The following is a 26,100-nucleotide window of genomic DNA, read 5'->3' as shown; positions in this document are numbered from 1 at the left end:
GGCGCACCTCGGGGAAACCTCAACTGCCCCGGAGAACATGGACGTCGCACCGCCGCTGCCCCCTCCCCGGGCCCGCTCGGGGTACCCCCGCAGGCCGTCTTACAGCCGGTTTACTGCTGAAACGGGCAGGATGGTGCGTGGAAGAGATCCCGCACGGCATGTCCCTGCGGTCACTTGGAATCACCACTGCCCCACGGCACCACTGCCCCACGGCACCAGAGGAAGGAACCGACGTGCGCGTACTCGTCGTCGAGGACGAGCAGCTGCTCGCCGATGCGGTGGCCACCGGACTGCGCCGGGAGGCCATGGCTGTCGACGTCGTGTACGACGGCGCCGCCGCTCTCGAACGGATCGGGGTCAACGACTACGACGTGGTCGTCCTGGACCGCGACCTCCCGCTGGTGCACGGTGACGACGTCTGCCGCAAGATCGTCGAGCTGGGCATGCCCACCCGCGTCCTGATGCTCACCGCGTCCGGCGACGTCAGCGACCGGGTGGAGGGCCTGGAGATCGGGGCCGACGACTACCTGCCCAAGCCCTTCGCCTTCACCGAGCTGACCGCCCGGGTGCGCGCGCTGGGCCGGCGCACGACCGTCGCGCTCCCTCCCGTGCTGGAGCGCTCCGGGATCAAGCTGGACCCCAACCGGCGCGAGGTGTTCCGCGACGGCCGGGAGATCCAGCTCGCGCCCAAGGAGTTCGCGGTCCTGGAGGTGCTCATGCGCAGCGAGGGCGCCGTGGTCTCCGCCGAGCAGCTGCTGGAGAAGGCCTGGGACGAGAACACCGACCCGTTCACCAACGTCGTACGGGTGACGGTGATGACCCTGCGCCGCAAGCTGGGCGAGCCCCCGGTGATCGTCACGGTGCCCGGCTCCGGCTACCGGATCTGAGGCCGAGGTGACGAGCACATCCGCCCCACCAGGCACCCCGCCCAAGCCGAACTGGGACCCCCGCCAGCCCGAGGCGGCCTTCCCGTGGATCCGGTCCACGATCCGGATACGCCTCACCCTGCTGTACGGCGGGATGTTCCTGATCGCGGGCATCCTGCTGCTGTCGATCATCTATCTGCTGACTGCGCAGGCCCTGCGCGACGGCACCCAGCAGCCGGACTTCCAGGTGATCGGTGCGGCGGGCAGCCGGGTCCACCTGGCCAGTGAGGCCTGTCCCGAGCTGGTGAACGCCCGGGACAACGACGAGCTGAACGCGGTCCTGCGCGCCTGTCTCGTCAACACCCGCCAGGAAGCCCTCAACGACCTGCTCAACCGCTCCCTGCTGGCCCTGGTCGGCCTCAGCGTCATCGCCTTCGCCTTCGGGTACGCGATGGCGGGCCGCGTGCTGTCGCCGCTCGGCCGGATCACCCGTACCGCCCGCAGGGTCGCCGGTACGGACCTGTCCCGGCGCATCGAGATGGACGGCCCCGACGACGAGCTGAAGGAGCTCGCGGACACCTTCGACGACATGCTGGACAGGCTGGAGCGGGCCTTCACCGCCCAGCAGCGCTTCGTCGCCAACGCCTCGCACGAGCTGCGCACGCCGCTGGCGATCAACCGGACCCTGCTGGAGGTCCACCTCTCGGACCCCGGAGCCCCGGTGGAGCTCCAGCAGCTGGGCAAGACGCTGCTGGCCACCAACGAACGCAGCGAACAGCTCGTCGAGGGGCTGCTGCTGCTCGCCCGCAGCGACAACCAGATCGTCGAGCGCAAGCCCGTGGACCTGGCGGAGGTGGCCACCCGGGCCCTCGACCAGACCCGCGGCGAGGCCCAGGACAAGGGCGTGGAGCTCCGCGGCGAGCAGAAGGCCGCGGTGGTCCAGGGCAACGGCGTACTGCTGGAGAGGATCGCGCTGAACCTCGTGCAGAACGCGGTCCGGTACAACGTGTCCGCCAAGGATGCGGGGGAAGCGGTATCGGGCGAAGGTGGTGGTGCGGGCCGGGAGAGCGGCTGGGTCGAAGTGACGACCGACATCGAGCACGGTCAGGCGGTACTCGTGGTGTCGAACACAGGTCCCGTGGTTCCCGCGTACGAGATCGACAACCTCTTCGAGCCGTTCAGGAGGCTGCGCACCGAGCGGACGGGCAGTGACAAGGGCGTCGGCCTGGGGCTGTCCATCGCGCGCAGCGTCGCGAGGGCCCACGGAGGCCGTATCATCGCGGAGCCTCGCGAGGGCGGCGGTCTCGTCATGCGCGTGACGCTGCCGGTGTGAGGCACGGAATGTACAGAAGGGCACCTCGGCCCAGTCGCCGAAGTGTTCGCTTTAAGCGGAAACCCCGGGGCGGAAACCTCGGAGTTCCGTGTGTGATCGATCACAGCGCGCACTTTCCTGCCACCTACTCTGCGTGATCACCGACCCTCCGTAAAGCCGGGAAAAGTCCGGGTTTCCAGGGGGTGGGATCACGGGAAGTACACGGGGTGGCGCTCGGGCAGTGCGACATTCGGACCGTGTACGGTCCGATCGCCATCCAGGACGACCACTCCACGGAGTGCGTCTGAGGTGTCGATTGAGTAACAGACCTTGATGTGAGGCAAAATCTCCGCCTCAGGTCGGGCACAAGTCCGGCCTCTCACGCGTTACTGCGCTGGAGACACCGCAACCACCCAGAGGGGGAGAGCGACATGGCAACGGATTACGACACCCCACGTAAGACCGATGACGACCTCAACGAGGACAGCATCGAAGAACTCAAGGCGAGGCGGAACGACAAGTCGAACACGACCGTCGACGTCGACGAGTTCGAGCAGGCTGAAGGCCTGGAGCTGCCCGGCGCGGACCTTTCCAACGAGGAACTGTCCGTCCGTGTGCTGCCCCGGCAGGCCGACGAGTTCACCTGCATGAGCTGCTTCCTGGTCCACCACCGCAGTCAGCTGGCCCGCGAGAAGAACGGCCAGCCGATCTGCCGCGACTGCGACTAGGACGGGGTCGGCCGTGACTGGCGCGACACCGTTCAGGAAGCGGCCTTTCCGGCGCAAGAAGGCGTCGGAGGCACCACAGGAATCACACCCGGAAGGCACGGGCCCGCAGGACGCCGCACTGGCGCCCGGCGAGTCCGCGACTCTCCTGCCGTCCACCTCGTCCACCGGTTCCGAGGTTTCGGCCACCGGACGGGCGGGCGGCGATCGGAGTGACGCCGCCGGCGCACATGACGGCGGGCGGGGCCTTGTGGCCCGGCTCGGCGCATCGAAGGGGTCCGTGACCGGGACCCGGCGTCTGGCGGCCCTCAGACAGGGCGTACGCAAGAGCGGGGAGAGTGCCAGGGCGGGGATCGGCCACCTCGCCGACCGGATCATCGAGAACGCCCCGCGCGTTCCCGTGCGGGACCTGGCGACCCTGCGCCGGCAGTTCCCGGGGCTCACCCCGGACCAGCTGGCGGACAAACTGGTGGCGGGTGCCGCCAACGCCACGTCCACCGTGGGCGCGGGCATCGGAGCGGCCGCGATGCTGCCCGTGCCGCTCGCCATGCCGGCCGAGCTGGCCGCCGAGATCACCGGCGTCGCCGCGATCGAGCTCAAGCTCATCGCGGAGCTGCACGAGGTCTACGGACAGCGCCCGCCGGGCAATCTCAAGCAGCGCACCGTCGCCTATCTCGGCTCCTGGACCGAGGAGCGCGGTGTCGACATCACCAAGCCCACCACGCTGAACCTGGCGCTCGGCGGGCAGATGAAGCGCGAACTGCGCCAGCAGATCATGAAGCGCATGGTGCGCAACCTGCCGAACCTGATGCCGTTCATGGTCGGCGCCGCCGTGGGCGCGGTCATGAACCGCCGCGACACCAGAAAGCTCGCCGAGCACGTCTGCGAGGACCTGCGGCGCAGGCAGATTCCCTGGGACGCTCTGCCGGAGCTGCCCGCGCTGGACCACGCGAAGGAGCTCAGGGAACTGGAGGCAGGCGAGGACCCCGGAAAGCCGGCCGACTGACCCCGGCACGGGCCGGGGATCCGGCGCCGGGCCTGCAGGCGGTGGCATCGGCCCGCAGTCGGCGGTGTCCGCCCCGGGCCGGCCGCGTCAGCCCTCGGCGGGCTCGGCCGTCCTCGTCCGCGCCGCCGCCAGCGTGTCCGCCAGGGCCTGCGGATGGCGGGTCGAGAGGTACGCGTACGGCGTCGGGTCCGAGGGGTCCGTGACGCGGACCCGCAGCGCCGTCGGGATGTAGGCGCGCAGCAGCATGTAGGCGCGCGGGTCGGCCTTGTGGGTGCGCCAGGCGCGGGCCTCCTCGGCGTCCAGCACCTCGGCCTCGCCCAGCGCGGACACCGGAATCCGGGCGTCGCCCGCGATGAGCGAGCCGCCCACCACCCTGATCCGCGCCGAGCCGTACGTGCTCACGGCGACGGCCGACAGCGCGATCCCGCCGATCACCCCGCCCAGCATCGGCAGCAACCCCAGGGGCAGCAGGATCAGCCCGCACGCGATGCCCACCAGGACGGCGATGAACCACCAGGAACGGGGCGCGGTCAGGCGTTCTTCGTAGGACTGCATGCCGTCCAGCTTGGCACGGCGCGGCCCGCGCTCCGCGACGCGGGGCCGGACCTCCGGACGGACACCGGGGAACAGCCCCCGTACCCCGGCCGCGCGGGGCGGGGCCGTACTTCTGGGCGGACAACGGCGAACAGTCCCCGTACCCCGGCCGCACGGGCGGGCCGGCGGCCGGGGACCGACTGCCTTCCAGGAGCCAAACCGAAGTAAGGTCTGCGCCTGTGAGTACTGAGAACCTCCGGGAGTCGACCCCCGGACGCCCGGCCGGCTCCACGGCCCTGACGCCCCCGGCCGAGGCCATAACCCCCGTCCGGCATCCCGAAGCCCCTGCCCCGGGAGAGCTCCTCGGCGCGCACTACGAACACTGCTTCGGCTGCGGCGACGGACAGCCGCACGGGCTGCACCTGCAGGCCAGGGCAGGCGAGGGCGTGTGCGTGAGTGCCGAGTTCACCGTCCAGGCGGCCCACCAGGGAGCCCCCGGGCTCGCCCACGGCGGCGTACTGGCGACGGCTCTGGACGAGACGCTCGGCTCGCTGAACTGGCTGCTGCGGGTGATCGCGGTGACCGGAAGGCTGGAGACCGATTTCGTCCGCCCGGTGCCCGTCGGCACCGTGCTGCACCTCGACGCCGAGGTCACCGCGGTCCACGGGCGGAAGATCTACTCCACGGCGACCGGCCGGATCGGCGGCCCCGAGGGGCCCGTCGCGGTCCGCGCGGACGCCCTCTTCATCGAAGTCAAGGTCGACCACTTCATCGACAACGGCCGCCCGGAGGAGATCCGGGCCGCCATGGCCGACCCCGACCAGGCCAGGCGCGCCCGCGCCTTCGAGGTGAACCCATGAGCCGCAACCCCGTCGACGTACTCATCCGCCGGGTGGACCCCGGCGTACCGCTTCCGTCGTACGGCCACCCCGGTGACGCCGGGGCAGACCTGGTCACCACCGAGGCCTGTGAACTCGCTCCCGGCGAGCGGGCGGTGCTGCCCACCGGAGTCTCGATCGCGCTGCCCGACGGGTACGCCGCCTTCGTGCACCCGCGTTCCGGGCTCGCCGCCCGCTGCGGTCTGGCTCTCGTGAATGCCCCGGGGACGGTGGATGCCGGGTACCGTGGGGAGATCAAGGTGATCGTGGTCAATCTGGACCCGCGCGAGAGCGTGCGGTTCGAGCGGTTCGACCGGATTGCCCAACTGGTCGTCCAGCAGGTCGAGAAGGTGCGCTTCCACGAGGTCGCGGAACTTCCCGGCTCGGCGCGGGCCGAGGGGGGCTTCGGGTCCACCGGCGGCCACGCCGCGGTGGGCGGCCCCGCGGGTGCTCCGGGGGACGGCTCGGTGGACGGCCCGGATGACTCAACGGGTGGGAACTCATACGCTTCGGTCGTTACCGACCGGGAAGGACAGTGACGTGTTCGGACGTCGCAAGAAGAGCGAATCCGCCGAGGACGAGGCGGGCGTGACCGAGCAGGTCGCCGAGGACCGGTCCGACGGTGCCGAGGCCGCGGACGGCGAGCGCAGGGTGAACCTGCCGCCGGCGCCGCGCCCCGACGGCCCCTGGGACGTCTCCGAGGTCTCCGAGCCCGGCCAGGACCGGGTCGACCTGGGCGGCATCTTCGTGCCCGGGGTCGACGGCATGGAGCTGCGGGTGGAGGTCGCGGGCGACGCGATCGTCGCCGCCACGGTCGTCCTGCGGGACAGCGCCATCCAGTTGCAGGCCTTCGCGGCGCCGAAGAAGGAAGGCATCTGGGGCGAGGTCCGCGAGGAGATCGCCACCGGCATCACCGCGCAGGGAGGCGTCATCGACGAGGTCGAGGGGCCGCTGGGCTGGGAGCTGCGCGCCCAGGTCCCCGTACAGCTGCCCGACGGCAACAGCGGTGTGCAGATGGTGCGTTTCGTCGGTGTGGACGGGCCCCGCTGGTTCCTGCGCGGAGTGATCTCCGGTCAGGGCGCGGTGCAGCCGGAGGCCGCGGGCGTCCTGGAGCAGATCTTCCTGGACACCGTGGTCGTCCGGGGCGAGGGGCCGATGGCTCCGCGCGACCCGATCGTCCTGAAGCTTCCCGACGACGCGCAGATGGTCGCCGAGGGCGTCCAGCAGGAGGAGCAGGCGGAGTCCCGCTTCTCCGGCGGCATGGGGCAGCTGCAGCGCGGCCCCGAGATCACCGAGGTGCGCTGAGCGTCTTCGTGCAGGGCGCGTCCGGTTGACGCGCGACGCGTACGCGGCCGGTGGCCCGCATCCCCGAGGGGTGCGGGCCACTGGCCTTTCCGGTCCCCGGCTCCCTTGCCGCCCGCTACATCAGAATCGCGTCAAGGCCACCCCGCCGACCAGGACCATGTCGGATTTGTCGGCATCCCTGGACGTAGGGTCGGCAGCAGCGCACACAGGCTGCCTGTGTCCACGTGAAAGACAATGAGGCCATGGGACGCGGGACACGAGGAAAACTCCGGATCTACCTCGGCGCGGCACCGGGAGTGGGCAAGACGTACGCCATGCTCTCCGAGGCCCACCGCCGGGTGGAGCGCGGTACCGACTGCGTGGTCGCCTTCGTCGAGCACCACGGCCGCCCGCGCACCGAGGTCATGCTGCACGGCCTCGAAGAGGTGCCCCGCCGCGAGATCGCCTACCGCGGCACCACCTTCACCGAGATGGACGTGGACGCCGTCCTGGCCCGCGATCCCGCCGTCGCGCTCGTCGACGAACTGCCGCACACCAACGTCCCCGGTTCCCGCAACGCCAAGCGCTGGCAGGACGTCGAAGTACTCCTCCAGGCCGGCATCGACGTCATATCGACGGTCAACATCCAGCACCTGGAGTCGCTGGGCGACGTGGTCGAGTCGATAACCGGCGTGCGCCAGCGCGAGACCGTCCCCGACGAGGTGGTCCGCCGCGCCGATCAGATAGAGCTGGTCGACATGTCGCCCCAGGCGCTGCGCCGCCGGATGGCGCACGGCAACATCTACCGGCACGACAAGATCGACGCGTCCCTCTCGAACTACTTCCGCCCCGGCAACCTCACCGCCCTGCGCGAGCTGGCCCTGCTGTGGGTCGCCGACCGGGTCGACGAATACCTCCAGCAGTACCGGGGCGAGCACAACATCCGCTCCACCTGGCAGGCCCGCGAGCGGATCGCCGTCGGCCTCACCGGCGGGCCCGAGGGCCGCACCCTCATCCGCCGGGCCTCGCGGATGGCCGCCAAGGGCTCAGGCAGCGAGATCCTCGCCGTGTACGTCGCCCGCAGCGACGGCCTGACCTCCGCGTCCCCCAAGGAGCTCGCCGTCCAGCGCACCCTCGTCGAGGACCTGGGCGGCACCTTCCACCACGTCATAGGCGACGACGTACCGAGTTCCCTGCTGGAGTTCGCCCGCGGGGTCAACGCCACCCAGATCGTGCTCGGCTCCAGCCGCCGCAAGACCTGGCAGTACGTCTTCGGCCCCGGTGTCGGCCAGACCGTCGCCCGCGACTCGGGACCCGACCTCGACGTCCACATCGTCACCCACGACGAGGTCGCCAAGGGCCGCGGCCTCCCGGTCGCCCGGGGCGCCAGACTGGGCGCCTCCCGGATCCTGGCGGGCTGGCTGGTCGGCGTCCTCGGCCCGGTCCTGCTGACCTTCCTGCTGCTCAGCATCTACAACGTCCCCGGCCTCGCCAACGACGTCCTGCTCTACCTCTTCCTGACGGTGCTCGCCGCCCTGCTCGGCGGCCTGTGGCCGGCCCTGGCCGCCGCCGCCTCGGGCTCGCTACTGCTCAACTTCTACTTCACCCCGCCCACCCGCACCCTCACGATCGACGATCCCAAGAACATCGTCGCCATCGTGATCTTCTTCGCGGTCGGCGTCTCCGTCGCCTCCGTCGTCGACCTGGCCGCCCGCCGCACCCACCAGGCGGCCAGGCTGCGCGCCGAGTCCGAGATCCTGTCCTTCCTCGCGGGCAGCGTGCTGCGCGGCGAGACCAGCCTGGACGCCCTGCTGGAGCGGGTCAGGGAGACCTTCTCCATGGAGTCCGTGGCCCTCCTGGAGCGGGCCGGCGACGTCGCCCCCTGGACCTGCGCGGGCAGCGTCGGCCCCCGGCCCGCCGAGCGCCCCGAGGACGCCGAGGTCGACATGCCGGTCGGCGACCACATGGCGCTCGCCCTCTCCGGCCGGGTGCTGCCCGCCGAGGACCGCCGGGTGCTCGCCGCCTTCGCCGCCCAGGCCGCCGTCGTACTGGACCGCCAGCGCCTGGTCGGACAGGCCGAGGAGGCCCGCAGGCTGGCCGAGGGCAACAAGATCCGCACCTCCCTGCTCGCCGCCGTCAGCCACGACCTGCGCACCCCCCTCGCCTCCATCAAGGCCGCCGTGACCTCCCTGCGGTCCGACGACGTGTCCTGGTCAGCGGAGGACGAGGCGGAGCTGCTGGCAGGCATCGAGGAGGGCGCCGACCGGCTCGACCACCTCGTCGGCAACCTGCTCGACATGTCCCGCCTCCAGACCGGCACCGTCACCCCGCTGATCCGCGAGACCGACCTCGACGAGGTCATCCCGATGGCACTGGTCGGCGTCCCCGACGACAGCGTGCACCTGGACATCCCGGAGACCCTGCCGATGGTCGCGGTCGACCGCGGCCTGCTGGAGCGCGCCGCCGCCAACCTCGTCGAGAACGCCGTCAAGTACAGCCCCGGAAACGCCCCGGTCACGGTGTCCGCGAGCGCGCTCGGCGACCGCGTGGAAGTCCGGATCACCGACCGCGGCCCCGGCGTCCCCGACGACAGCAAGGAACGCATCTTCGAACCGTTCCAGCGGTACGGGGACGCCCCCCGCGGCGCCGGGGTCGGCCTCGGTCTCGCGGTCGCCCGCGGATTCGTCGAGTCGATGGGCGGCACGCTCAGCGCCGAGGACACCCCCGGCGGCGGCATGACCATGGTCGTCACCCTCAAGGTGGCACCGGGACAGGCCCCGGTGCACCCCGCATTCCCGGCCCAGGTGCTCTCATGAGCCCGCGGCCCCCTACGACAGCTCCGACAGCAGTGAGGAAGGTCCCCATGACCCGGGTGCTCGTGGTCGACGACGAGCCGCAGATCGTGCGCGCCCTCGTGATCAACCTGAAGGCGCGCAAGTACGAGGTGGACGCGGCGGCCGACGGGGCCTCCGCCCTGCAGCTGGCCGCCGCCCGCCACCCCGACGTGGTGGTGCTCGACCTCGGGCTGCCCGACATGGACGGCGTCGACGTCATCAAGGGGCTGCGCGGCTGGACCCGCGTACCGATCCTGGTGCTGTCCGCCCGGCACACCTCCGACGAGAAGGTCGAGGCGCTGGACGCGGGCGCCGACGACTACGTCACCAAGCCGTTCGGCATGGACGAGCTCCTCGCCCGGCTGCGCGCCGCGGTCCGCAGGGCCGAGCCCGTCGGCGGGGCCGAGGAGGGCGACGTAATCGTGGAGACCGAGGGCTTCGCCGTCGACCTCGCCGCGAAGAAGGTGCACCGGGAGGGCCGCGACGTACGGCTCACCCCGACCGAGTGGCACCTGCTGGAGGTGCTGGTCCGCAACACCGGCCGCCTGGTCAGCCAGAAGCAGCTGCTCCAGGAGGTGTGGGGCCCCTCGTACGGCACCGAGACCAACTATCTGCGGGTCTACATGGCACAGCTCCGCCGCAAGCTGGAGACCGACCCGGCCCACCCCAGGCACTTCATCACGGAGCCGGGGATGGGGTACCGCTTCGAGCGGTAGGGGCCGGGCCGGGGGCGTGGCCGGGGGTCCGGGGGTTGCCCCGGGGGGTGCGGCATCACGGAGCCGGGGATGGGGTACCGCTTCGAGCGGTGAGTACTCGGCCGTGGGAGGCGAGCAGGGACGGTGACCGGCCGCAGGCGGCCGACGGGCAGGTCGTGACTACGGCGGGTGACCCCGCGGGTCCATACCCCGGTACGCTTCCGGTATGAGTGCCGTACCACGACCCGACAAGCCGACCGGGCGGTTCCGCCGGATGCTCGACCGCCTGTCCAGCTCGCAGGAGGACCTGCACTCCGCCGAGCTCCAGGAGGACACCCAGTCCACCGGCTGCACCCCCATATCTGCCTGCAACGACCGGCAGATCGTCAAGGTGACTGGTACGTTGCGCACGGTCACGCTGCGCCCGCGCGCCGGAGTGCCCGCCCTGGAGGCCGAGCTGTTCGACGGCACGGCGCCCCTGGACGTCGTCTGGCTGGGCCGCCGCTCCATCGTGGGCATCGAGCCGGGCCGCAAACTCATCGCGAGCGGCCGGATCTCCATGAGCCACGGCCGCCGCGTGCTCTTCAACCCCAAATACGAACTCCGACCGCTCGGACAGGAGTAGCCGGTGACGTCTTTCGACAAGCCGACCGCGTCCCCCCACCAGGACGACGCTGCCGCAGGGCCCCATGAGTCGGCCGAGGCCGCCGCCCAGGGGCCGGACTCCCCGCGCCCCTACGTCGTACCCGCGGACGCGCCGCCGCAGGACCCCGCCGCGAAGGCCGTCACCGAAGCGGCACTCTTCGACGCGTTCGGCGGCGTGCGCGGCATGGTGGAGACCGTGCTGCCGGGCCTGCTCTTCGTGACCATCTTCACGATCAACAAGGACCTGCACATCTCGGCGATCGCGGCCCTCGGGGTCTCGCTGCTGCTGGTCCTCGTCCGGCTGATCCGCAAGGACACCATGAAGCACGCCTTCAGCGGCGTCTTCGGAGTGGCCTTCGGCGTGGTCTTCGCGATGATGACCGGCAACGCCAAGGACTTCATGCTGCCGGGCATGCTCTACACCCTCGGCCTCTCCCTCGCGTACCTGATCAGCGCGGCCGCCGGAGTGCCGCTGATCGGACTGATCCTGGGCCCGGTGTTCAAGGAGAACCTCTCCTGGCGCACCCGTAACCCCGGACGCAAGAAGGCGTACACGAAGGCCAGCTATGCCTGGGGCCTGATCCTGTTCACCAAGTGCGCGATCCTCTTCCCGCTGTACTGGTGGGCGGACACCACCAAGTTCGGCTGGGTGGTCGTGGCGCTCAAGATCCCGCCGTTCCTGCTCGCGGTCTGGCTGACCTGGGTCTTCCTCGCCAAGGCACCCGCCCCCATCGACGTCTTCGCGGAGATGGAGGCCGAGGAGAAGGCCGAGCAGGAGCGCAAGGCCGCTGCGTCGGCCCGGCGCAACGAGGCCTGATTCCGGCCGCAGGTACGCAAGGAGGGCCCCGCACCGTCATTCGGTGCGGGGCCCTCCTTGCGTATCGGACCGGACGGCCCTCCTTGCGTATCGGACCGGACGGCCCTCCTGCGTACCGGACCGGGCCGGCCTCGTCCGGCCGGGCCTCGGGGGAAGCCTTTCGGACCACCCCCCGCCCGCCCCGCCGGACTCAGCTCTTCGGCGCGCCCTCGCTGCGTACCGACAACAGGTCCTCCAGCTGCTCCTCGCGTGCCTGCGCCGCCACGAACAGCAGCTCGTCGCCCGGCTCCAGGGTCTCCTCCGGAGTCGGTGTCAGCACCCGGGTGCCGCGGATGATGGTGACCAGCGAGGTGTCCACCGGCCAGTCCACGTCGCCGACCTGGATGCCCGCCAGCGCGGACTCGGGCGGCAGCGTCAGCTCGACCAGGTTGGCGTCGCCGTGGCTGAAGCGCAGCAGCCGTACGAGATCGCCGACGCTCACCGCCTCCTCGACCAGCGCCGACATCAGGCGCGGCGTGGACACCGCGACATCGACGCCCCACGACTCGTTGAACAGCCACTCGTTCTTCGGGTTGTTGACCCGGGCCACCACCCTCGGCACCCCGTACTCGGTCTTGGCGAGGAGCGAGACGACCAGGTTGACCTTGTCGTCACCGGTCGCCGCGATCACGACGTTGCAGCGCTGCAGCGCCGCCTCGTCCAGCGAGGTGATCTCACAGGCGTCGGCCAGCAGCCACTCCGCCGTCGGCACCCGCTCCACCGAGATGGCGGTCGGCGCCTTGTCGATCAGGAGCACCTCGTGCCCGTTCTCCAGCAGCTCGCCCGCGATGGAACGCCCCACCGCACCGGCTCCGGCAATCGCGACCCTCATCACTGACCTTCCTCGGGACCCAGCGAACAGGCCGCCTCGACCTTCGCGATCTCGTGCGTGTGCATCATCACGTGGACGAGGTCGCCCTCTTGCAGCACCGTCTGCGAGGACGGCAGGACCGCCTCGCCCAGCCGGGTGAGAAACGCGACGCGCACGCCCGTCTCCTCCTGCAGCTTGCTGATCTTGTGACCGATCCAGGACGGCGCGATGTGCACTTCGGCGAGCTGCACACCCCCGCTCGGGTCGCGCCACAGCGGCTCCGCGCCCGAAGGCAGCAGCCGGCGCAGCATCTGGTCGGCGGTCCAGCGGACCGTGGCGACCGTGGGAATGCCCAGGCGCTGGTACACCTCGGCGCGGCGCGGGTCGTAGATACGGGCAGCGACGTGCTCGATGCCGAACATCTCGCGGGCCACCCGGGCCGCGATGATGTTCGAGTTGTCCCCGCTGCTGACGGCGGCGAACGCCCCGGCCTCCTCGATGCCCGCCTCGCGGAGGGTGTCCTGATCGAAACCGACCCCGGTGACCCTGCGGCCACCGAACCCGGATCCCAGTCGGCGGAAGGCCGTGGGGTCCTGGTCGACCACTGCGACCGTGTGCCCCTGCTGCTCCAGAGTCTGCGCGAGAGCGGCTCCCACTCGCCCGCAGCCCATGATGACGACGTGCACGTCCGTCCTTCCGGCCGTTAAGAGTCCATCAATAGTTTTCGCCGACTTCGAGTCGGACTCACAAGAGTCTCAGACCGCCGCCAAAGCTACACACGCGCGGTGTCCCCCGGGGACCCCCGGTCAGCGACCTTCCCGACCGACCGGACCGCGCCCCGCCGGGTCCCTGATGATTCCGCGTCGCCCCTGGGGTGGTGGACGGGCCATGCCCGTTCGACCCCTTACGATCCTCTGCGTGTCCAAACTGACCGACGTGCCCAAACGGATCCTGATCGGCCGGGCCCTGCGCAGCGACAAGCTGGGAGAAACGCTCCTCCCCAAGCGCATCGCACTTCCCGTCTTCGCCTCCGACCCGCTCTCCTCCGTCGCCTACGCGCCCGGAGAAGTCCTGCTCGTACTCTCCATCGCGGGCGTCTCGGCGTACCACTTCAGCCCGTGGATCGCACTCGCGGTCGTCGTCCTGATGTTCACCGTGGTGGCCTCCTACCGACAGAACGTGCACGCCTACCCGAGCGGCGGCGGCGACTACGAGGTCGCCAACACCAACCTCGGCCCGAAGGCCGGACTCACCGTCGCCAGCGCCCTGCTGGTCGACTACGTCCTGACGGTCGCCGTGTCGATCTCCTCCGGCATCGAGAACCTCGGCTCGGCCGTCCCCTTCGTCGTCGAGCACAAGGTGCTCTGCGCGGTAGGCGTCATCGTGCTGCTCACCCTGCTCAACCTGCGCGGCATGAAGGAGTCCGGGAAGCTCTTCGCCATCCCCACCTACGTCTTCGTCGCCGGCGTCTTCATCATGCTGGCCTGGGGCACCTACCGGGCGCTGACCGGCGACAGCATGAGCGCGCCCACCGCCGACCTGGAGATCAAACCCGAACATCCGGGACTGGCCGGATTTGCCCTGGTCTTCCTGCTTCTGCGCGCCTTCTCCTCCGGCTGTGCCGCCCTCACCGGCGTCGAGGCGATCTCCAACGGCGTACCCGCCTTCCGCAAGCCGAAGTCCAAGAACGCCGCCTCGACGCTGGCCATGATGGGCACGCTGGCCGTCGTCATGTTCTGCGGCATCATCGCGCTCGCCATGGAAACCGGCGTCAAGATGGCCGAGAAGCCGGCCGTCGACCTGATCCGCGACGGTGTCCCGGTCGGCGACGGCTACGTCCAGAACCCGGTGATCTCCCAGGTCGCCGCCGCGGTCTTCGGCCAGGGCACCTTCTTCTTCATCCTGCTCGCCGCCGCGACCGCCCTGGTGCTCTTCCTGGCCGCCAACACCGCGTACAACGGCTTCCCGCTCCTCGGCTCGATCCTCGCCCAGGACCGGTACCTGCCCCGCCAACTGCACACCCGCGGCGACCGCCTCGCCTTCTCCAACGGCATCGTGCTCCTGGCCGGCGCCGCCGTCCTGCTGGTCGTGATCTACGGCGCCGACTCCACCAAGCTCATCCAGCTCTACATCGTCGGAGTCTTCGTCTCCTTCACTCTGAGCCAGATCGGCATGGTCCGGCACTGGAACCGCCATCTGAAGACCACCAAGGACCAGGCCAAGCGCCGCCGCATGATCCGCTCGCGCGCGATCAACACCTTCGGCGCCTTCTTCACGGGCCTCGTCCTGGTCGTCGTGCTCGCCACCAAGTTCACCCACGGCGCGTGGGTCGCCCTGCTCGGCATGGTGATCTTCTACGGCACGATGTCCGCGATCCGGAAGCACTACGACCGGGTCGCCGACGAGATCGCCGCCGCCGACGGCCCCTCCGACGACAGCCTGCGTCCCTCCCGGGTGCACTCCATCGTCCTCGTCTCCAAGGTCCACAAGCCGACGCTGCGCGCCCTCGCGTACGCCAAGCTGATGCGCTCCGACCGCCTCGAAGCGCTCTCCATCAGCGTCGACCCGGCCGAGACCAAGGCCCTGCGCGACGAGTGGGAGCGCCGGGGCATCAACGTGCCGCTCAAGGTCCTCGACTCCCCGTACCGCGAGATCACCCGCCCGATCGTCGAGTACGTGAAGGGCCTGCGCCGCGAAAGCCCGCGCGACGTGGTCTCCGTCTACATCCCGGAGTACGTGGTCGGCCACTGGTACGAGCACCTGCTGCACAACCAGTCCGCCCTGCGCCTCAAGGGCCGGCTGCTCTTCACGCCGGGCGTCATGGTCACCTCCGTCCCCTACCAGCTCGAATCCTCCGAGGCGGCCAAGAAGCGCGCCAAGCGGCGCGCGGACTGGAACGCCCCGGGCGCGGTGCGCAGGGGCCCGGTGGACCGGCGCCCCAAGGAGACCTCGAAGAGCTGACCCGGCTACGGCGCGGGCCGGGACTCGCCCTGCCCGGCGGGCGAGGGCCTCCTCGGCCGCGCCGACAGTCAGCAGGTCAGGGTTGCCTTGGTAGGACGGCCGGACGACACCCACGTAGACTGGTGGGCTGTTGTCCGGCCGTTTCCCTTTGATCCCCTGGAGCCACCCCACCATGCAGTCCGAATCCCAGGCATCGAAGGAAGCGGCCGCCCCGCAGGAGCCGAAGGCCGCTGTGGCCGGTACGGAGCCCAAGGCGTCTCCGGCCGGCACGGAGCCCAAGACCTCCCTCGTCGGTACGGAGTACGAGGTCGAGGTCGGCCCCGTCGCGCACGGCGGCCACTGCATCGCCCGCACCTCCGAGGGTCAGGTCCTCTTCGTCCGCCACACCCTCCCCGGCGAGCGGATCATCGCCCGCGTCACCGACGGCGACGAGGGCGCGCGCTTCCTGCGCGCCGACGCGGTGACGATCCTGGAAGCCTCCAAGGACCGGATCGAATCCCCCTGCCCGTTCTCCGGCCCCGGCAAGTGCGGCGGCTGCGACTGGCAGCACGCCAAGCCCGGCGCCCAGCGCCGGCTCAAGGGCGAAGTCGTCGCCGAACAGCTGCTGCGCCTCGCCGGCCTCACCCCCGAGGACGCGGGGTGGGACGGCACGGTCATGCCCGCCGAGGGCGACAAGCTGCCGGCCGGCCAGGTCCCGCAGTGGCGCACCCGCGTCCAGTACGCCATCGACGCCGAAGGCAAGGCGGGCCTGCGCAAGCACCGCTCGCACGACGTCCAGCCCATCGACCACTGCATGATCGCCTCGGAGGGCGTCTCCGAGCTCGGCATCGAGAAGCGCGAGTGGCCGCAGATGGCCTCCGTCGAGGCCATCGCCGCCACCGGCTCGGGCGACCGCCAGGTCATCCTCACCCCCGCCCCCGGCGGGCGCCTCCCCCTGGTCGAGCTCGACAAGCCGGTCTCCGTGCTCCGCGTCCACGAGAAGGACGGCGGCGTCCACAAGGTCCACGGCCGCGCCTTCGTCCGCGAGCGGGCGGACGGCCGCACCTACCGCGTCGGCATGGGCGGCTTCTGGCAGATCCACCCGCAGGCCGCCGACACCCTGATGCGCGCGGTCATGCAGGGCCTCATGCCCCGCAAGGGCGAGACCGCCCTCGACCTCTACTGCGGCGTCGGCCTCTTCGCCGGCTCGGTCGCGGAGCGCGTCGGCGAACGCGGCGCCGTCCTCGGCATCGAATCCGGCAAGCGCGCCGTCGAGGACGCCCGCCACAACCTCGCCTCGATGGAGAACGTCCGCATCGAACAGGGCAAGGTCGACCAGGTCCTCCCGCGCACCGGCATCACCGAAACGGACCTGATCGTCCTCGACCCGCCCCGCGCCGGCGCCGGCAAGCAGACGGTCAAGCACCTCTCCACCCTCGGCGCCCGCCGCATCGCCTACGTCGCCTGCGACCCGGCCGCCCTGGCCCGCGACCTGGCGTACTTCGCGGAGGGCGGCTACAAGGTCCGGACGCTGCGGGTTTTCGACCTTTTCCCGATGACGCATCACGTGGAGTGTGTGGCGATTCTGGAGCCGGTGAAAAAGGACGACTGAGGTGGACTCGTAGTCAAGAAGCAGCTGCTCGACCTGATTCCTTCCGGGGAACGGATCGGGCGGACGCGCCCCTCGCTCGCACTGACTACACGCGCGCGGGTACCTGCACGCCGGACGCCGGTTGCACGAGCGAGCGCAGTTTGTCGCGCGTCTCCTGGTCCGTCGAGAAGATGACCGTGCCGACCATGCCCCGGGTCAGCAACACCTTGTAGGTGTTGCGGATCAGACGGTTGATCTCGTCGTCCGGCGTCGCCTTCGTGAAGATCGGGTCCTTGGACGCCGAGCGGTCGACGACCCAGTGGTCGGTCCGCCACACCAGGTCGGGACCGATGATGACGCCCGACCAGTCGTACTCGAAGCCCTGTGCTGTGTAGACGCAGCCGACCTGCCCGAATCCGGCGGGGTCGTTGGCCCACAACGGGGCGGGCGGCGCGCCGAGGACGGCCCGGTCGCCGAATACGTTCCAAGGCTTCGCCCACTCGCCGATGACGACGTCGGTGGGCAACTCCGTGGTGCCCGGAGGGATTTCACGGGTCCACTTCCAGCAGTACCCGGCCGAGATCCGTGCGCCGTACCCTTCCGCCCGCCGTGCGACGAGGAAGTCCTCCAGCTCCTGCGGGCTCTCGGCGGTCCGCAGTCGCAGCTTGCCGTCCGGCTCCCATGCGTGGGGTGTGCCGCCGTCGAGCCCGAGCAGGTCCACGACCCACTTCTCGTACGCGTCACTGCCCCCGCACCGGAACTGCCCGTCCAGCTCCACGACGGTGCACTCAAGGCCCTGTGCGGTCGCGGCCCGCTGGATCTCCTCCTTCGTGCCCATCTCGCCGGGCCGTACGACCTGGTGCTGGTCGAGCAGGAACACCGGCACCCGGGCGGCGTCGATCAGTTCGTCCACCTGCGGCCGGCCGGTGCGGTTCTCCGCCTTGGTGTACCGGTTCGCGGACGTCTTGCGCAGCCGGTGGGCCTCGTCACAGAGCAGTACGTCGATGTCGTTCGGTTCGGCGGCCGTAAAGCTGTTGAAGTACATGAACAGCTTCTGCACGACAGGCTTCCGCGCCCCGGCGATCTTGCGCATGGTCTTGGTGAACGACGCCGATCCGGTGGCGTGCAGTGCCGTCACCCCCTGCCGGTACAGCTCGCCCAGCAACGACAGCGCGACGACGCTCTTACCGGAGCCGGGACCGCCGGTCACGACCACGACCTGCTTGTGATTGGAGCGCTTCGCCTTACGGACGGCGGACATGACCTGCTCGTAGGCGACTCGCTGCTCGGCGATGAGGACGAACTGCTCGCGGTCGCGGATCTCGGCCGCCGCGAGAGCCATAAGCTGCTTCGACGGGCGGATCCTCCCCGCGAGCAGGGCGTCGGCGGCCTGGGCGCCGGGCTTCGCGGCGAGACGCGAGCGAAGGAAGTCCATGAACGCACCGCGCTGCTCACCGGTGTACATGCGGCCGTGCTGGTCCTCCTTGACGTCGCGCAGGCCCGCGATGCGGTGCTCGGTCGCGTTGTGCAGGAAGGCCACCCCGGCGAGAGCCTCGGGCATGCGCTCCAGTGCGCCGTTGAACGACAGCAGGTACTCGCAGTAGCCCCGGACCTGCTCGATGGGGTTGAGGACGGCGTCCCGGTACGCGTCGATCCGACACAGCAGCGGCTCGTCCTCCTGCGGGTAGGCCTCGCCCCACTGCTTCAACTCCACGACGACGTACGACGGGTCGCCCGTGACCGGGTGCACACCGGCGAGTACGGCGTCCGCGCGCTTGCTGGTGAGGGGCAGGCTGTACTCGATCAGCACCTCGACGTCGTCGAGCCCGGCCTCAGAGAGCGCGTTGACGAGAGCGGGGAGACTGCGTTCCCAGGACCTGACTTCCGACTGCCCGGCGCTCCGGCCGTGCAGATGACGGAAGTTCTCGGTCAGGTGCAGCGCCAGCGACCCTTCCAGGATGCGGGCGGCCACGGACGACGCGGACTCACGGAACAGCAAGGGAATGCCCCCAGGCAGCACGAAGAAGACTCGTGCGGGTGGGGGCATGTCCTCCGGTGCCCGCCGCGCGCTCACGCGAGGCGGATCAGGAAGCCCGTCGGGCCGCTGATGAGATGGTTGTGGTCATCCTAGGGGAGGGTGTTGATCAAGGGGCAGGGGATTGATGGAGCCTCGTAGGTCCGGCGACGGCGGAGTCGGTGATGCGTGGTCGTGCTGCCCGTCATCTCGGCTGTCTGCTGCGGGCGTTCGCCACGGCAACGAGAGCGCTGAGCAGTTCAGACTGGTTAAGGGTCCGGAGTTGACTCGGGTCGGCGTCCCACTCCCGGCCGCCGGCGAGCGGGCGTAGCTGGATGTACGGGCCGACGTGTCCCATGACCCGCCCCACCCGGTCGAGGGAGGCGTGGTGCACGACGTCACCCACGGCGGGCAGCGCGTCAGCGCCCTCGGTCACCCGGCGATTCCCCTGCTGATCACGTCCGCGAGCAGGTGAGCCACGGGAGCCGAGCAGACGCCCAGGTGGACGAGGGCGTACGGGATGTCACCGCTGTCGTTCCCGTCGTGGTCGTCCTTCTGGTTGCCCAGGGAGTAGGTGCGGATGTCCATCGCGGGGAGTTGGACTCCGGCCCGAGTGAGGGCGGCGGCAAGTGCGTCCCGGGCGTGGAGGGCTTCTTGGATCTTGGGGTTGCGGGGAGTGCGGCGGGGGAGGGGGGTGCGCGGTGCAGAAGTCATGTTCGTCCTCGTCGGGGTGCGGTTGTGGGGGAGTCCTGCTGTTTCCAGGTCCCGGCTGCGCTGGCTGAACTACGCTGCGTAGTCCGGTTGTTACCTCGTGACGAGTACGAGAGTGCGGCCGGATGCGAGGGACCGGGGTGTGGGCGGGACTCTGCTTCCCGGCCACGCGAAGGTCGTTCCACGCGTTCCACAGCGGTCACGCGTACATTCCGGAGGGAGCGGTATGTCGCAGCGACGCGTCATCACGGGCCGCAGCCAGGAACCCCGTCAGCGGTTCGCCGAGGAATTGCGGACGTTGCGGACCGCGAGCGGAATAAGTCTGCGGGCGCTCGGGGAAAGGCTCGGCTGGGACTGGTCGCTGTTCGGCAAGATGGAGAAGGGCGAGACACTCGGCAGTCCGGAGGTCGTCCAGGCGCTGGACACGCATTACGGGACGCCAGGGTTGTTGCTGGCGCTGTGGGAGTTGGCGGCCGGCGACCATACGCAGTTCCGTGAGCGCTACCGGCGGTACATGGCGCTGGAGGCCGAGGCGGTGAGCCTGTGGCACTTCGCGGTGAGCGTGCTGCCGGGGCTGTTGCAGACACCGGGGTACGCGCGGGAGGTGCTGGCGGCAGGCGGGCTCAAGGGAAAGGAGCTCGAGCAGCAGGTGGAGGCGCGGATGGGGCGACGGGAGTTGCTGGAGGGGGAGGATGCGCCGCCGTTCCGGACGATTCTGTCGGAGGCGGTGCTGCGAGCGCCGTTGCGGGATTCCGGCGAGTGGCGCGGGCAGTTGCAGTACGTGGCGGAACTGTCAGAGCGGCCGAATGTGACGATGCAGGTACTGCCGTTGGCCGTCGGGCTGCATGGCCTGATGAACGCCACCGTGATGTTCCTGCGGGTCGCCGACGGACGTACGGTTGCTTACACGGAGAACGGCTACAGAGGCGATCTCATCGAGGAGAACCCTCCGGTTGAGCGCTTGCAACGTGCGTACGATGCGATGCGCGACCTGGCGTTGTCCCCAGCTGAGTCGCGGAAGTTCGTCTTGGCCATGTTGGAGGAAGTGCTGTGCGACCCATCGACCTGAGTGCCGCAGCTTGGCGCAAGAGCAGCTACAGCAATCAGGACGGAGGCGAGTGCCTTGAGGTTTCTGACGGCTTTGCTGCCGTGATCCCAGTGCGGGACAGCAAGCTTCCGCATGGACCGGTGCTCGTGTTCCCGGCGACGCGCTGGGCCACTTTCATCTCGGCCGTCACCGCTGGACAGTTGGGGGACTGACCAGGCAAGGCAGCGGCCCCGAGACCTTTTCGGATCGCGGGGCCGTCGCCCGTTGCTCGAAGGGCTACCTCTTTGGGGTACGGCGTCCTCTGGTCGCGGCGGCCGGTCGCCGCGCACGCAGGACATCGTCGGTGAGACCGTGCTTGCGCTGCTCCATCTGCCGGTCGCCCTCGAGGAACTTGGAGGGGGCCGGGGGAAGAGTTCCACGGCGTCTTTACCCGCCAGGACGGCAACCTTTCCCCGCCCAGCGGCAACTGTCGAACGCCCCGCTCCTCGCGGGTGCCCCCGCGTTCGTACAGATGGGAAACACACGCATGACGAAGTCGCACGGCCACGGCAAGGCGCGGCACCGGAAGAGGAAGACGGTCCTGCTGGTGGGGGGTCCGCTGGCGTTGGCCGCGGCGGGGGCCATGGCCTATGGCACCGCCTTCGGGGTGTTCGGCGAGGATGCTCAGCCGAAGGCCGCGGCCGCCGCCGCACCGGGGTGGGCCGATGACACCGCCGACGGGTTCGCCTCGGTCCACGCGCTGGGGCAGAAGGGGACGTACGGCGGCAGGGGCGGGAAGACCGTCACCGTGCGGACCCTGGCCGACCTGGAGAAGTACGCGACCGCCCGGGAGCCGTACGTCATCGTGGTGGCCGCCGCGATCCCGGTGAACCCCAAGGGCAAGGAGATCAAGGTCGCCTCCGACAAGACGATCGTCGGCGCGGGCACCTCGGGGCACATCGTCGGCGGCGGGTTCTTCCTCGGCCAGGGCGTGCACAACGTGATCATCCGGAACCTGACGATCCGTGACTCGCACCACGGCATCTGGAACGACAAGGAGCACGACTGGGACGCCATCCAGATGGACGGCGCGCACCACGTGTGGATCGACCACAACGACCTGCGGCACATGGCCGACGGGCTGATAGACAGCCGCAAGGACACCACCTACGTGACGGTGTCCTGGAACCGGCTGAGCAACAACAACAAGACCTTCGGCATCGGCTGGACCAGCAACGCGACCGCCGACCTGACGATCCACCACAACTGGTTCCGGGAGACCGGGCAGCGCAACCCCTCCACGGACAACGTCGCCCACGCCCACCTCTACAACAACTACCTCCAGGACGACCCGGGCACCGCCGTCACCTCGTCGTACGGCAACTACGCGCGCGGCAGGACCAGGATGGTCCTGGAGAACAGCTACTTCCAGGGCGTGAACAACCCCGTCATCAAGGACGGCACGGCCGGTCTCGTCCAGCGCGGCAACGTCTTCTCCGGGACCAGCGGCCGCAACGAGAGCGGAGGCACGGCGTTCGACCCGGCGAAGTACTACCGGTACTCCCTCGACAAGGCGGTGAACGTCCCCGCGCTCCTCAAGGGCGGTGCGGGCCCCCGGAGTTCGATCGGTGCGCCGGTGAGCGCCGGGACCCTGGCCGGCGCCGCACCGGGCAGCCCGACCGTGGCCAAGGACGGCAGCGGCCGGTACAGGAGCGTGCAGCAGGCCGTCGACGCCGTCCCGGCGGGCAACACCTCGCGCGTCGTGATCCGGATCGCCCCCGGCACCTACCGCGAGACGGTCAAGGTCCCGGCGAACAAGCCGCACGTCACCTTCGAGGGCACCGGCCGCAGCCGCAAGGACACTGTCATCGTGGAGGGCCACGCCTCGGGGATGACCAAGCCCGACGGATCGGGCACGTACGGCACCGGCGGCAGCGCGACCGTCGCCGTGGAGGCCGACGACTTCCAGGCCCGCAACCTGACCATCTCCAACGACTTCGACGAGGCGAAGCACCAGCAGCTGAACGGTCAGCAGGCGGTGGCACTGCGCACCGCGGCCGACCGCGTCCGCCTGGACGCCCTCATCATCAGCGGCGACCAGGACACCCTCCTTCTCGACACGGCGGGCAAGGAGAGGACGGGGCGGGTCTACCTGACCAACTCCTACGTCATCGGCAACACCGACTTCGTCTTCGGCCGTGCCACCGCGGTCATCGACAGGTCCGTCCTCACCCTGAAGAAGCGCTGGAACGGCACCTCGGCCGGATACGTCACCGCGCCCAGCACCCCCGCCGGCCGCAAGGGGTTCCTCATCACCCGCACCACCGTCGACGGCGACGTGGCCGCCCGGAGCTTCCACCTCGGCCGTCCCTGGCACGCCGGCGGCGACGCGAGCCTGGACCCGCAGACCACTGTCCGCGACAGCACCCTCGGCGCGGCCGTCAAGGCCGCTCCCTGGACCGACATGGGCGGCTTCTCCTGGAAGAACGACCGCTTCGCCGAGTACCGGAACGGCGGTCCGGGCGCGGGCGCGGCCGGCGGTGACCGCCCGCACCTGACGGACGCCCAGGCCGCCGCCCAGGAGACGGCGGACTGGTTCGGCGACTGGAAGCCCACCACCGTCTGAGCCTTCGTGGGGGCGTTCCCCCGGGGGACGCCCCCATGCCCGGGGGCGAGCAGCGGTTTTTCGTGGGCTCGCAAATCAATATCTGTGACCGTGAGGGGAGAGTTTAGTGAACGGGGTGGTGAGAGTTTTTACCGCGATGAGCGAAGTGGAAATGGGCACTCCGCACACCCCTTAGTGGCGTGCTACTGTCGATCTCAGTTGCAGTTGTGGTTCCCAAACTTCAAGTGCCCCCGCCCGGCTCCTGCCGGTGGGAGCACTTTTGTATTTCCGGTCTTTTCCGGTCGGGGCAATCATCGCGGCGACACGGAGTCCGTGCAGTGCGGATTCCGATGTACTGCCCCAAAGGAGATTCAAAATGGCTACTGGTACCGTGAAGTGGTTCAACGCGGAAAAGGGCTTCGGCTTCATCGAGCAGGACGGTGGCGGCGCTGACGTGTTCGCCCACTACTCGAACATTGCCGCCCAGGGCTTCCGTGAGCTGCTCGAAGGCCAGAAGGTGAACTTCGACATCGCTCAGGGCCAGAAGGGCCCGACGGCCGAGAACATCGTTCCGGCCTGACGCTGACGCGCTCTCTGCAGCTGGGGCCCGCATCCTTCGGGGTGCGGGCCCCAGCTGCACGCATTTCCGGTGCCGGATTCACCGGCAGGGTCGTGCGGAGGAATCCGTAACCCCCCACACGAGGCGCCCCGCAGGATGCGGTTCCCAGCCGCAGAGTGATGTCGCAGCCGACGCCCCGGTATTTTTCTCCCCGCCGCGTCTCCCTCTTCAGTACCTCGCCCTCTTCCGTACCTGCGCCCGCGTCCTTTCCGTCGGCAGGCTCTGCTTTCTCTGTTTCACCGGCCGGGATTCGTGGATTTCGATGTGCCGGTCATCGCTGCGGGGGTCACCCGTCTCGACGTGTCGGCCCGGATCCTCCGTGATCAGGAAGCTCGCTCATCTCTGTAGGAGGCACCTTGTGACGCCGGTTCCGACACAGCCCCGTCCGACGCCCGCCCACCCCGCACCCAGGACGGTGGCCGAGAGCATGGACGCGGGCGGTCCCCAGGTCTGTGACGACATGAGCGTCGAGGTGGCGCTCTCCGTCATGGCCGCGGCCCGCACGGGCCGACTGGTCGTCTGCGACCAGGACGGTCAGTGCACCGGCCTGGTCACCCGGACCGAACTCACCGCTGTCCGCGGCAGTTCCGCGTACACGGACCGCGTCCGCCTGCGTGACCTCCTCGGCGATCACGGGGCTTTCCCCTCGCCCGTGACCGCGATGGCCGAAGCCGAGCACGCGATGCGCTCGCGCAGGCTCGGTGCCCTTCCGGTGGTCGACGGGCAGGGCTGCGCACTGGGCGTCCTCGCCCTGTCCCGCTGAGCCGTCCCCCCCCTGGCCGTACCGTTCTCCCCTTCTCCCTGTGAGGCCACATGCGCTGCGTCATCGCCCGCTTCCCCTTCGAGCTCACCAAGAGCGACGTACTGGAAACGATGAAGGGCATCAAGCCCGAGCGGGGCACCGGTGAGTCCGTGATCATCGGCCGCCGCAACTACCCCGTCAAGCAGGTCGGCCAGGTGATCACCCGGCAGGACCGGCGTGACTTCACCGCCGGCGAAGTCACCCGCGCCATGGCGCGGCTCGGCTTCACCTGCCGCACCCTCCCCGCGGCGGCCCCCGCGCTCCTCCTCGGCTCGCTCCAGCGCGCCTCCGCGTCGCTCGGCACCCCCGCGGCCGTCTGACCGGGGCGACGGGCGCGAGTCGCAGCCTGAACAGCGATGTGGGCCCCACCGGCACGTGCCGGTGGGGCCCACATCGCGTGGACGGGGGTTCCGTCGCAGGGATCGCTCAGCGGTCGGGTGAGTGAGGGTTCAGCGGTCGGAGTAGCTGAAGTCGCCCACCGTCCAGGCGCTGACGTCAGCGATCGCCACGCGGTACATACCGCCCGTCTCCGGAATCCCCACCGTGCCCTGGAGGATCCGGGCGACGTGGAAGTGCAGATGCGTCGGCGGGCCGTCCTTCTTCACGGGGGTCTTGAAAACGGCGGAGAACTCGCCCAGGCGGTCCGAGTCCGTGAGTACGTCCGACACCCTCTGCCGCCACACGGCTTCGGGGGCCAGTCGACCGGTGATCACAGCACCACCGGCGACCACGGTCAGGGACATTTGGTTGCTCTGCCCGGCTTCCACCAGGGCGGCGACGTCAACGAGCAGCTCGTCAGGCTTCGACATGGGACAGATTATATTCACCGGCCGTCCCGCTGCCCGAGCGCGGTACCGCACTGTACGCCTTCGACGCGCCGCTGCCGCCCAGCGGCCCCGGCAGGGCCTCCCCGCTCCCTCGACTGCCCGTAGGTGGGCGAGGCAGGCTACCTCGTCTCAGGGGATACGAAAATCTATGCTCGCTGGAGTAGACATTGGGTGCTGGTGTGGTTATGGTTTCTCTCGTAACCCAGAGAGACCGCAGGGCCCGGCAGGGACGAACTGCCGGGCAGCAGTAACCGAGTTCGCAGTACGCAGGACGGTGCGGCGGTGGAGTTCCGAAGCCAGGGCGGTTGCAGGACGGCGACGGGACTGACCACCGCACCGGGCGGCCCGCAGTCATCAGGGGCGGCCGTGAGCAGTACCGCTCAGCAGGCAGTTGATCACTGAGGGAAAGAACGGAGGAGCCGAAGCGCCATCAGGATCGCCCGGGCGAGGCCCGGGTACCGCAGGACATCGATAGTGAGGTGGTCTCCGGTCGAGCAACCGCGATCCCCGCACCCCCG

At 69.9% G+C, this 26,100-nt stretch carries 26 protein-coding genes; 19 read left to right on the top strand and 7 right to left on the bottom strand.

Features of this window, described 5'->3' with window-relative positions:
- Positions 1-233: 233 nt before the first annotated feature.
- From ACFWVV_RS00810 to ACFWVV_RS00795, 4 genes are all read left to right on the top strand, one after another.
- Positions 234-887, top strand: coding sequence for a response regulator transcription factor (locus ACFWVV_RS00810; protein ID WP_185026810.1), 654 nt, complete (start codon positions 234-236; stop codon positions 885-887).
- Positions 888-894: 7 nt separating this feature from the next.
- The gene (locus ACFWVV_RS00805; protein WP_384343826.1) at positions 895-2,199 is read left to right on the top strand and encodes a sensor histidine kinase; all 1,305 of its coding nucleotides are present in this window, start codon (positions 895-897) and stop codon (positions 2,197-2,199) included.
- 410 nt (positions 2,200-2,609) lie between these two features.
- On the top strand, positions 2,610-2,906 hold the full coding sequence (locus ACFWVV_RS00800; protein WP_185026814.1) for a DUF4193 domain-containing protein: 297 nt from the start codon (positions 2,610-2,612) through the stop codon (positions 2,904-2,906).
- A gap of 13 nt (positions 2,907-2,919) precedes the next feature.
- The gene (locus tag ACFWVV_RS00795) at positions 2,920-3,909 is read left to right on the top strand and encodes a hypothetical protein (protein WP_384343830.1); all 990 of its coding nucleotides are present in this window, start codon (positions 2,920-2,922) and stop codon (positions 3,907-3,909) included.
- Between the two features lie 87 nt (positions 3,910-3,996).
- Here the strand turns inward: ACFWVV_RS00795 and ACFWVV_RS00790 are convergent, their stop codons facing one another.
- A complete protein-coding gene (locus tag ACFWVV_RS00790) occupies positions 3,997-4,464 on the bottom strand; it encodes a DUF3093 domain-containing protein (RefSeq protein ID WP_384343832.1) in 468 nt (155 codons plus the stop codon).
- A 296-nt stretch (positions 4,465-4,760) separates the two neighbouring features.
- On the opposite strand from ACFWVV_RS00790, the gene ACFWVV_RS00785 reads away from it, so the two are divergent.
- The 7 genes from ACFWVV_RS00785 to ACFWVV_RS00755 all read left to right on the top strand — a co-directional run bounded on the left by ACFWVV_RS00785 (position 4,761) and on the right by ACFWVV_RS00755 (position 11,596).
- Positions 4,761-5,303, top strand: coding sequence for a PaaI family thioesterase (locus tag ACFWVV_RS00785; RefSeq protein ID WP_384344142.1), 543 nt, complete (start codon positions 4,761-4,763; stop codon positions 5,301-5,303).
- Entirely contained in the window at positions 5,300-5,860 is a 561-nt protein-coding gene (gene dut / locus ACFWVV_RS00780; RefSeq protein ID WP_384343835.1) for a dUTP diphosphatase, read from the top strand. The genes ACFWVV_RS00785 and dut overlap by 4 nt, the downstream gene beginning before the upstream one ends.
- Before the next feature lies 1 nt (position 5,861).
- Positions 5,862-6,626, top strand: a complete 765-nt coding sequence (locus tag ACFWVV_RS00775) for a DUF3710 domain-containing protein (RefSeq protein WP_384343838.1) — start codon at positions 5,862-5,864, stop codon at positions 6,624-6,626.
- 242 nt (positions 6,627-6,868) lie between these two features.
- On the top strand, positions 6,869-9,421 hold the full coding sequence (locus ACFWVV_RS00770; protein WP_384343841.1) for an ATP-binding protein: 2,553 nt from the start codon (positions 6,869-6,871) through the stop codon (positions 9,419-9,421).
- A 47-nt stretch (positions 9,422-9,468) separates the two neighbouring features.
- Positions 9,469-10,155, top strand: coding sequence for a response regulator (locus ACFWVV_RS00765; protein WP_384343844.1), 687 nt, complete (start codon positions 9,469-9,471; stop codon positions 10,153-10,155).
- Between the two features lie 205 nt (positions 10,156-10,360).
- Entirely contained in the window at positions 10,361-10,759 is a 399-nt protein-coding gene (locus ACFWVV_RS00760) for an OB-fold nucleic acid binding domain-containing protein (RefSeq protein WP_384343847.1), read from the top strand.
- A 3-nt stretch (positions 10,760-10,762) separates the two neighbouring features.
- Entirely contained in the window at positions 10,763-11,596 is an 834-nt protein-coding gene (locus tag ACFWVV_RS00755; protein WP_384343850.1) for a DUF3159 domain-containing protein, read from the top strand.
- A gap of 190 nt (positions 11,597-11,786) precedes the next feature.
- On the opposite strand, the gene ACFWVV_RS00750 is transcribed toward ACFWVV_RS00755, so the two are convergent.
- Together ACFWVV_RS00750 and ACFWVV_RS00745 are read right to left on the bottom strand one after the other, a co-directional pair.
- Positions 11,787-12,467 (bottom strand): potassium channel family protein, encoded by a 681-nt coding sequence (locus ACFWVV_RS00750; RefSeq protein WP_384343853.1) that lies wholly within the window; start codon positions 12,465-12,467, stop codon positions 11,787-11,789.
- Positions 12,467-13,132: a potassium channel family protein gene (locus tag ACFWVV_RS00745; protein ID WP_384343856.1), complete on the bottom strand. Its 666-nt coding sequence runs from the start codon at positions 13,130-13,132 to the stop codon at positions 12,467-12,469. The genes ACFWVV_RS00750 and ACFWVV_RS00745 overlap by 1 nt, the downstream gene beginning before the upstream one ends.
- A gap of 232 nt (positions 13,133-13,364) precedes the next feature.
- Here ACFWVV_RS00745 and ACFWVV_RS00740 point away from each other — a divergent pair, with 232 nt between their 5' ends.
- Entirely contained in the window at positions 13,365-15,407 is a 2,043-nt protein-coding gene (locus ACFWVV_RS00740; RefSeq protein WP_384343859.1) for an APC family permease, read from the top strand.
- Positions 15,408-15,579: 172 nt separating this feature from the next.
- Positions 15,580-16,998, top strand: a complete 1,419-nt coding sequence (locus ACFWVV_RS00735) for a class I SAM-dependent RNA methyltransferase (protein WP_384343862.1) — start codon at positions 15,580-15,582, stop codon at positions 16,996-16,998.
- 85 nt (positions 16,999-17,083) lie between these two features.
- Here ACFWVV_RS00735 and ACFWVV_RS00730 read toward each other — a convergent pair whose 3' ends face one another.
- The 3 genes from ACFWVV_RS00730 to ACFWVV_RS00720 form a co-directional block, all read right to left on the bottom strand.
- Positions 17,084-19,024, bottom strand: coding sequence for a DNA/RNA helicase domain-containing protein (locus ACFWVV_RS00730; protein ID WP_384343865.1), 1,941 nt, complete (start codon positions 19,022-19,024; stop codon positions 17,084-17,086).
- Positions 19,025-19,196: 172 nt separating this feature from the next.
- Positions 19,197-19,427, bottom strand: a complete 231-nt coding sequence (locus ACFWVV_RS00725; protein WP_384343868.1) for a hypothetical protein — start codon at positions 19,425-19,427, stop codon at positions 19,197-19,199.
- The gene (locus ACFWVV_RS00720; RefSeq protein WP_384343871.1) at positions 19,424-19,705 is read right to left on the bottom strand and encodes a hypothetical protein; all 282 of its coding nucleotides are present in this window, start codon (positions 19,703-19,705) and stop codon (positions 19,424-19,426) included. The genes ACFWVV_RS00725 and ACFWVV_RS00720 overlap by 4 nt, the downstream gene beginning before the upstream one ends.
- A 223-nt stretch (positions 19,706-19,928) precedes the next feature.
- Here ACFWVV_RS00720 and ACFWVV_RS00715 point away from each other — a divergent pair, with 223 nt between their 5' ends.
- From ACFWVV_RS00715 to ACFWVV_RS00690, 6 genes are all read left to right on the top strand, one after another.
- Entirely contained in the window at positions 19,929-20,771 is an 843-nt protein-coding gene (locus ACFWVV_RS00715; protein ID WP_384343874.1) for a helix-turn-helix domain-containing protein, read from the top strand.
- Positions 20,753-20,962 carry a DUF397 domain-containing protein gene (locus tag ACFWVV_RS00710; RefSeq protein ID WP_384343877.1) on the top strand — a complete coding sequence of 70 codons (210 nt, stop codon included), beginning with the start codon at positions 20,753-20,755 and terminating at the stop codon, positions 20,960-20,962. Before ACFWVV_RS00715 ends, ACFWVV_RS00710 begins: the two co-directional genes overlap by 19 nt.
- 314 nt (positions 20,963-21,276) lie before the next feature.
- The gene (locus ACFWVV_RS00705; protein WP_384343880.1) at positions 21,277-23,355 is read left to right on the top strand and encodes a pectinesterase family protein; all 2,079 of its coding nucleotides are present in this window, start codon (positions 21,277-21,279) and stop codon (positions 23,353-23,355) included.
- Between the two features lie 355 nt (positions 23,356-23,710).
- Positions 23,711-23,914 carry a cold-shock protein gene (locus ACFWVV_RS00700; RefSeq protein ID WP_042169227.1) on the top strand — a complete coding sequence of 68 codons (204 nt, stop codon included), beginning with the start codon at positions 23,711-23,713 and terminating at the stop codon, positions 23,912-23,914.
- 397 nt (positions 23,915-24,311) lie between these two features.
- The gene (locus ACFWVV_RS00695; protein WP_384343885.1) at positions 24,312-24,716 is read left to right on the top strand and encodes a CBS domain-containing protein; all 405 of its coding nucleotides are present in this window, start codon (positions 24,312-24,314) and stop codon (positions 24,714-24,716) included.
- Positions 24,717-24,766: 50 nt separating this feature from the next.
- Positions 24,767-25,075 (top strand): SCO5918 family protein, encoded by a 309-nt coding sequence (locus tag ACFWVV_RS00690; protein WP_384343888.1) that lies wholly within the window; start codon positions 24,767-24,769, stop codon positions 25,073-25,075.
- Positions 25,076-25,204: 129 nt separating this feature from the next.
- On the opposite strand, the gene ACFWVV_RS00685 is transcribed toward ACFWVV_RS00690, so the two are convergent.
- Positions 25,205-25,564, bottom strand: a complete 360-nt coding sequence (locus ACFWVV_RS00685) for a hypothetical protein (RefSeq protein ID WP_384343891.1) — start codon at positions 25,562-25,564, stop codon at positions 25,205-25,207.
- Positions 25,565-26,100: the final 536 nt, after the last annotated feature.

Origin of the sequence: Streptomyces sp. NPDC058663 (genome assembly GCF_042716745.1) — a bacterium.
Lineage (GTDB): Bacteria > Actinomycetota > Actinomycetes > Streptomycetales > Streptomycetaceae > Streptomyces.
The sequence above is the reverse complement of the archived record's forward strand: the minus strand, read 5'-3'. Positions and strand labels throughout refer to the sequence as shown.

Coding starts and splice junctions, on each gene's coding strand:
- ACFWVV_RS00800 (WP_185026814.1), top strand. CDS start 2,610: ATGGCAACGGATTACGACACCCCACGTAAGACCGATGACGACCTCAAC.
- ACFWVV_RS00790 (WP_384343832.1), bottom strand. CDS start 4,464: ATGCAGTCCTACGAAGAACGCCTGACCGCGCCCCGTTCCTGGTGGTTC.
- dut (WP_384343835.1), top strand. CDS start 5,300: ATGAGCCGCAACCCCGTCGACGTACTCATCCGCCGGGTGGACCCCGGC.
- ACFWVV_RS00770 (WP_384343841.1), top strand. CDS start 6,869: ATGGGACGCGGGACACGAGGAAAACTCCGGATCTACCTCGGCGCGGCA.
- ACFWVV_RS00765 (WP_384343844.1), top strand. CDS start 9,469: ATGACCCGGGTGCTCGTGGTCGACGACGAGCCGCAGATCGTGCGCGCC.
- ACFWVV_RS00760 (WP_384343847.1), top strand. CDS start 10,361: ATGAGTGCCGTACCACGACCCGACAAGCCGACCGGGCGGTTCCGCCGG.
- ACFWVV_RS00750 (WP_384343853.1), bottom strand. CDS start 12,467: ATGAGGGTCGCGATTGCCGGAGCCGGTGCGGTGGGGCGTTCCATCGCG.
- ACFWVV_RS00735 (WP_384343862.1), top strand. CDS start 15,580: ATGCAGTCCGAATCCCAGGCATCGAAGGAAGCGGCCGCCCCGCAGGAG.
- ACFWVV_RS00730 (WP_384343865.1), bottom strand. CDS start 19,024: ATGCCCCCACCCGCACGAGTCTTCTTCGTGCTGCCTGGGGGCATTCCC.
- ACFWVV_RS00720 (WP_384343871.1), bottom strand. CDS start 19,705: ATGACTTCTGCACCGCGCACCCCCCTCCCCCGCCGCACTCCCCGCAAC.
- ACFWVV_RS00715 (WP_384343874.1), top strand. CDS start 19,929: ATGTCGCAGCGACGCGTCATCACGGGCCGCAGCCAGGAACCCCGTCAG.
- ACFWVV_RS00705 (WP_384343880.1), top strand. CDS start 21,277: ATGACGAAGTCGCACGGCCACGGCAAGGCGCGGCACCGGAAGAGGAAG.
- ACFWVV_RS00700 (WP_042169227.1), top strand. CDS start 23,711: ATGGCTACTGGTACCGTGAAGTGGTTCAACGCGGAAAAGGGCTTCGGC.
- ACFWVV_RS00690 (WP_384343888.1), top strand. CDS start 24,767: ATGCGCTGCGTCATCGCCCGCTTCCCCTTCGAGCTCACCAAGAGCGAC.
- ACFWVV_RS00685 (WP_384343891.1), bottom strand. CDS start 25,564: ATGTCGAAGCCTGACGAGCTGCTCGTTGACGTCGCCGCCCTGGTGGAA.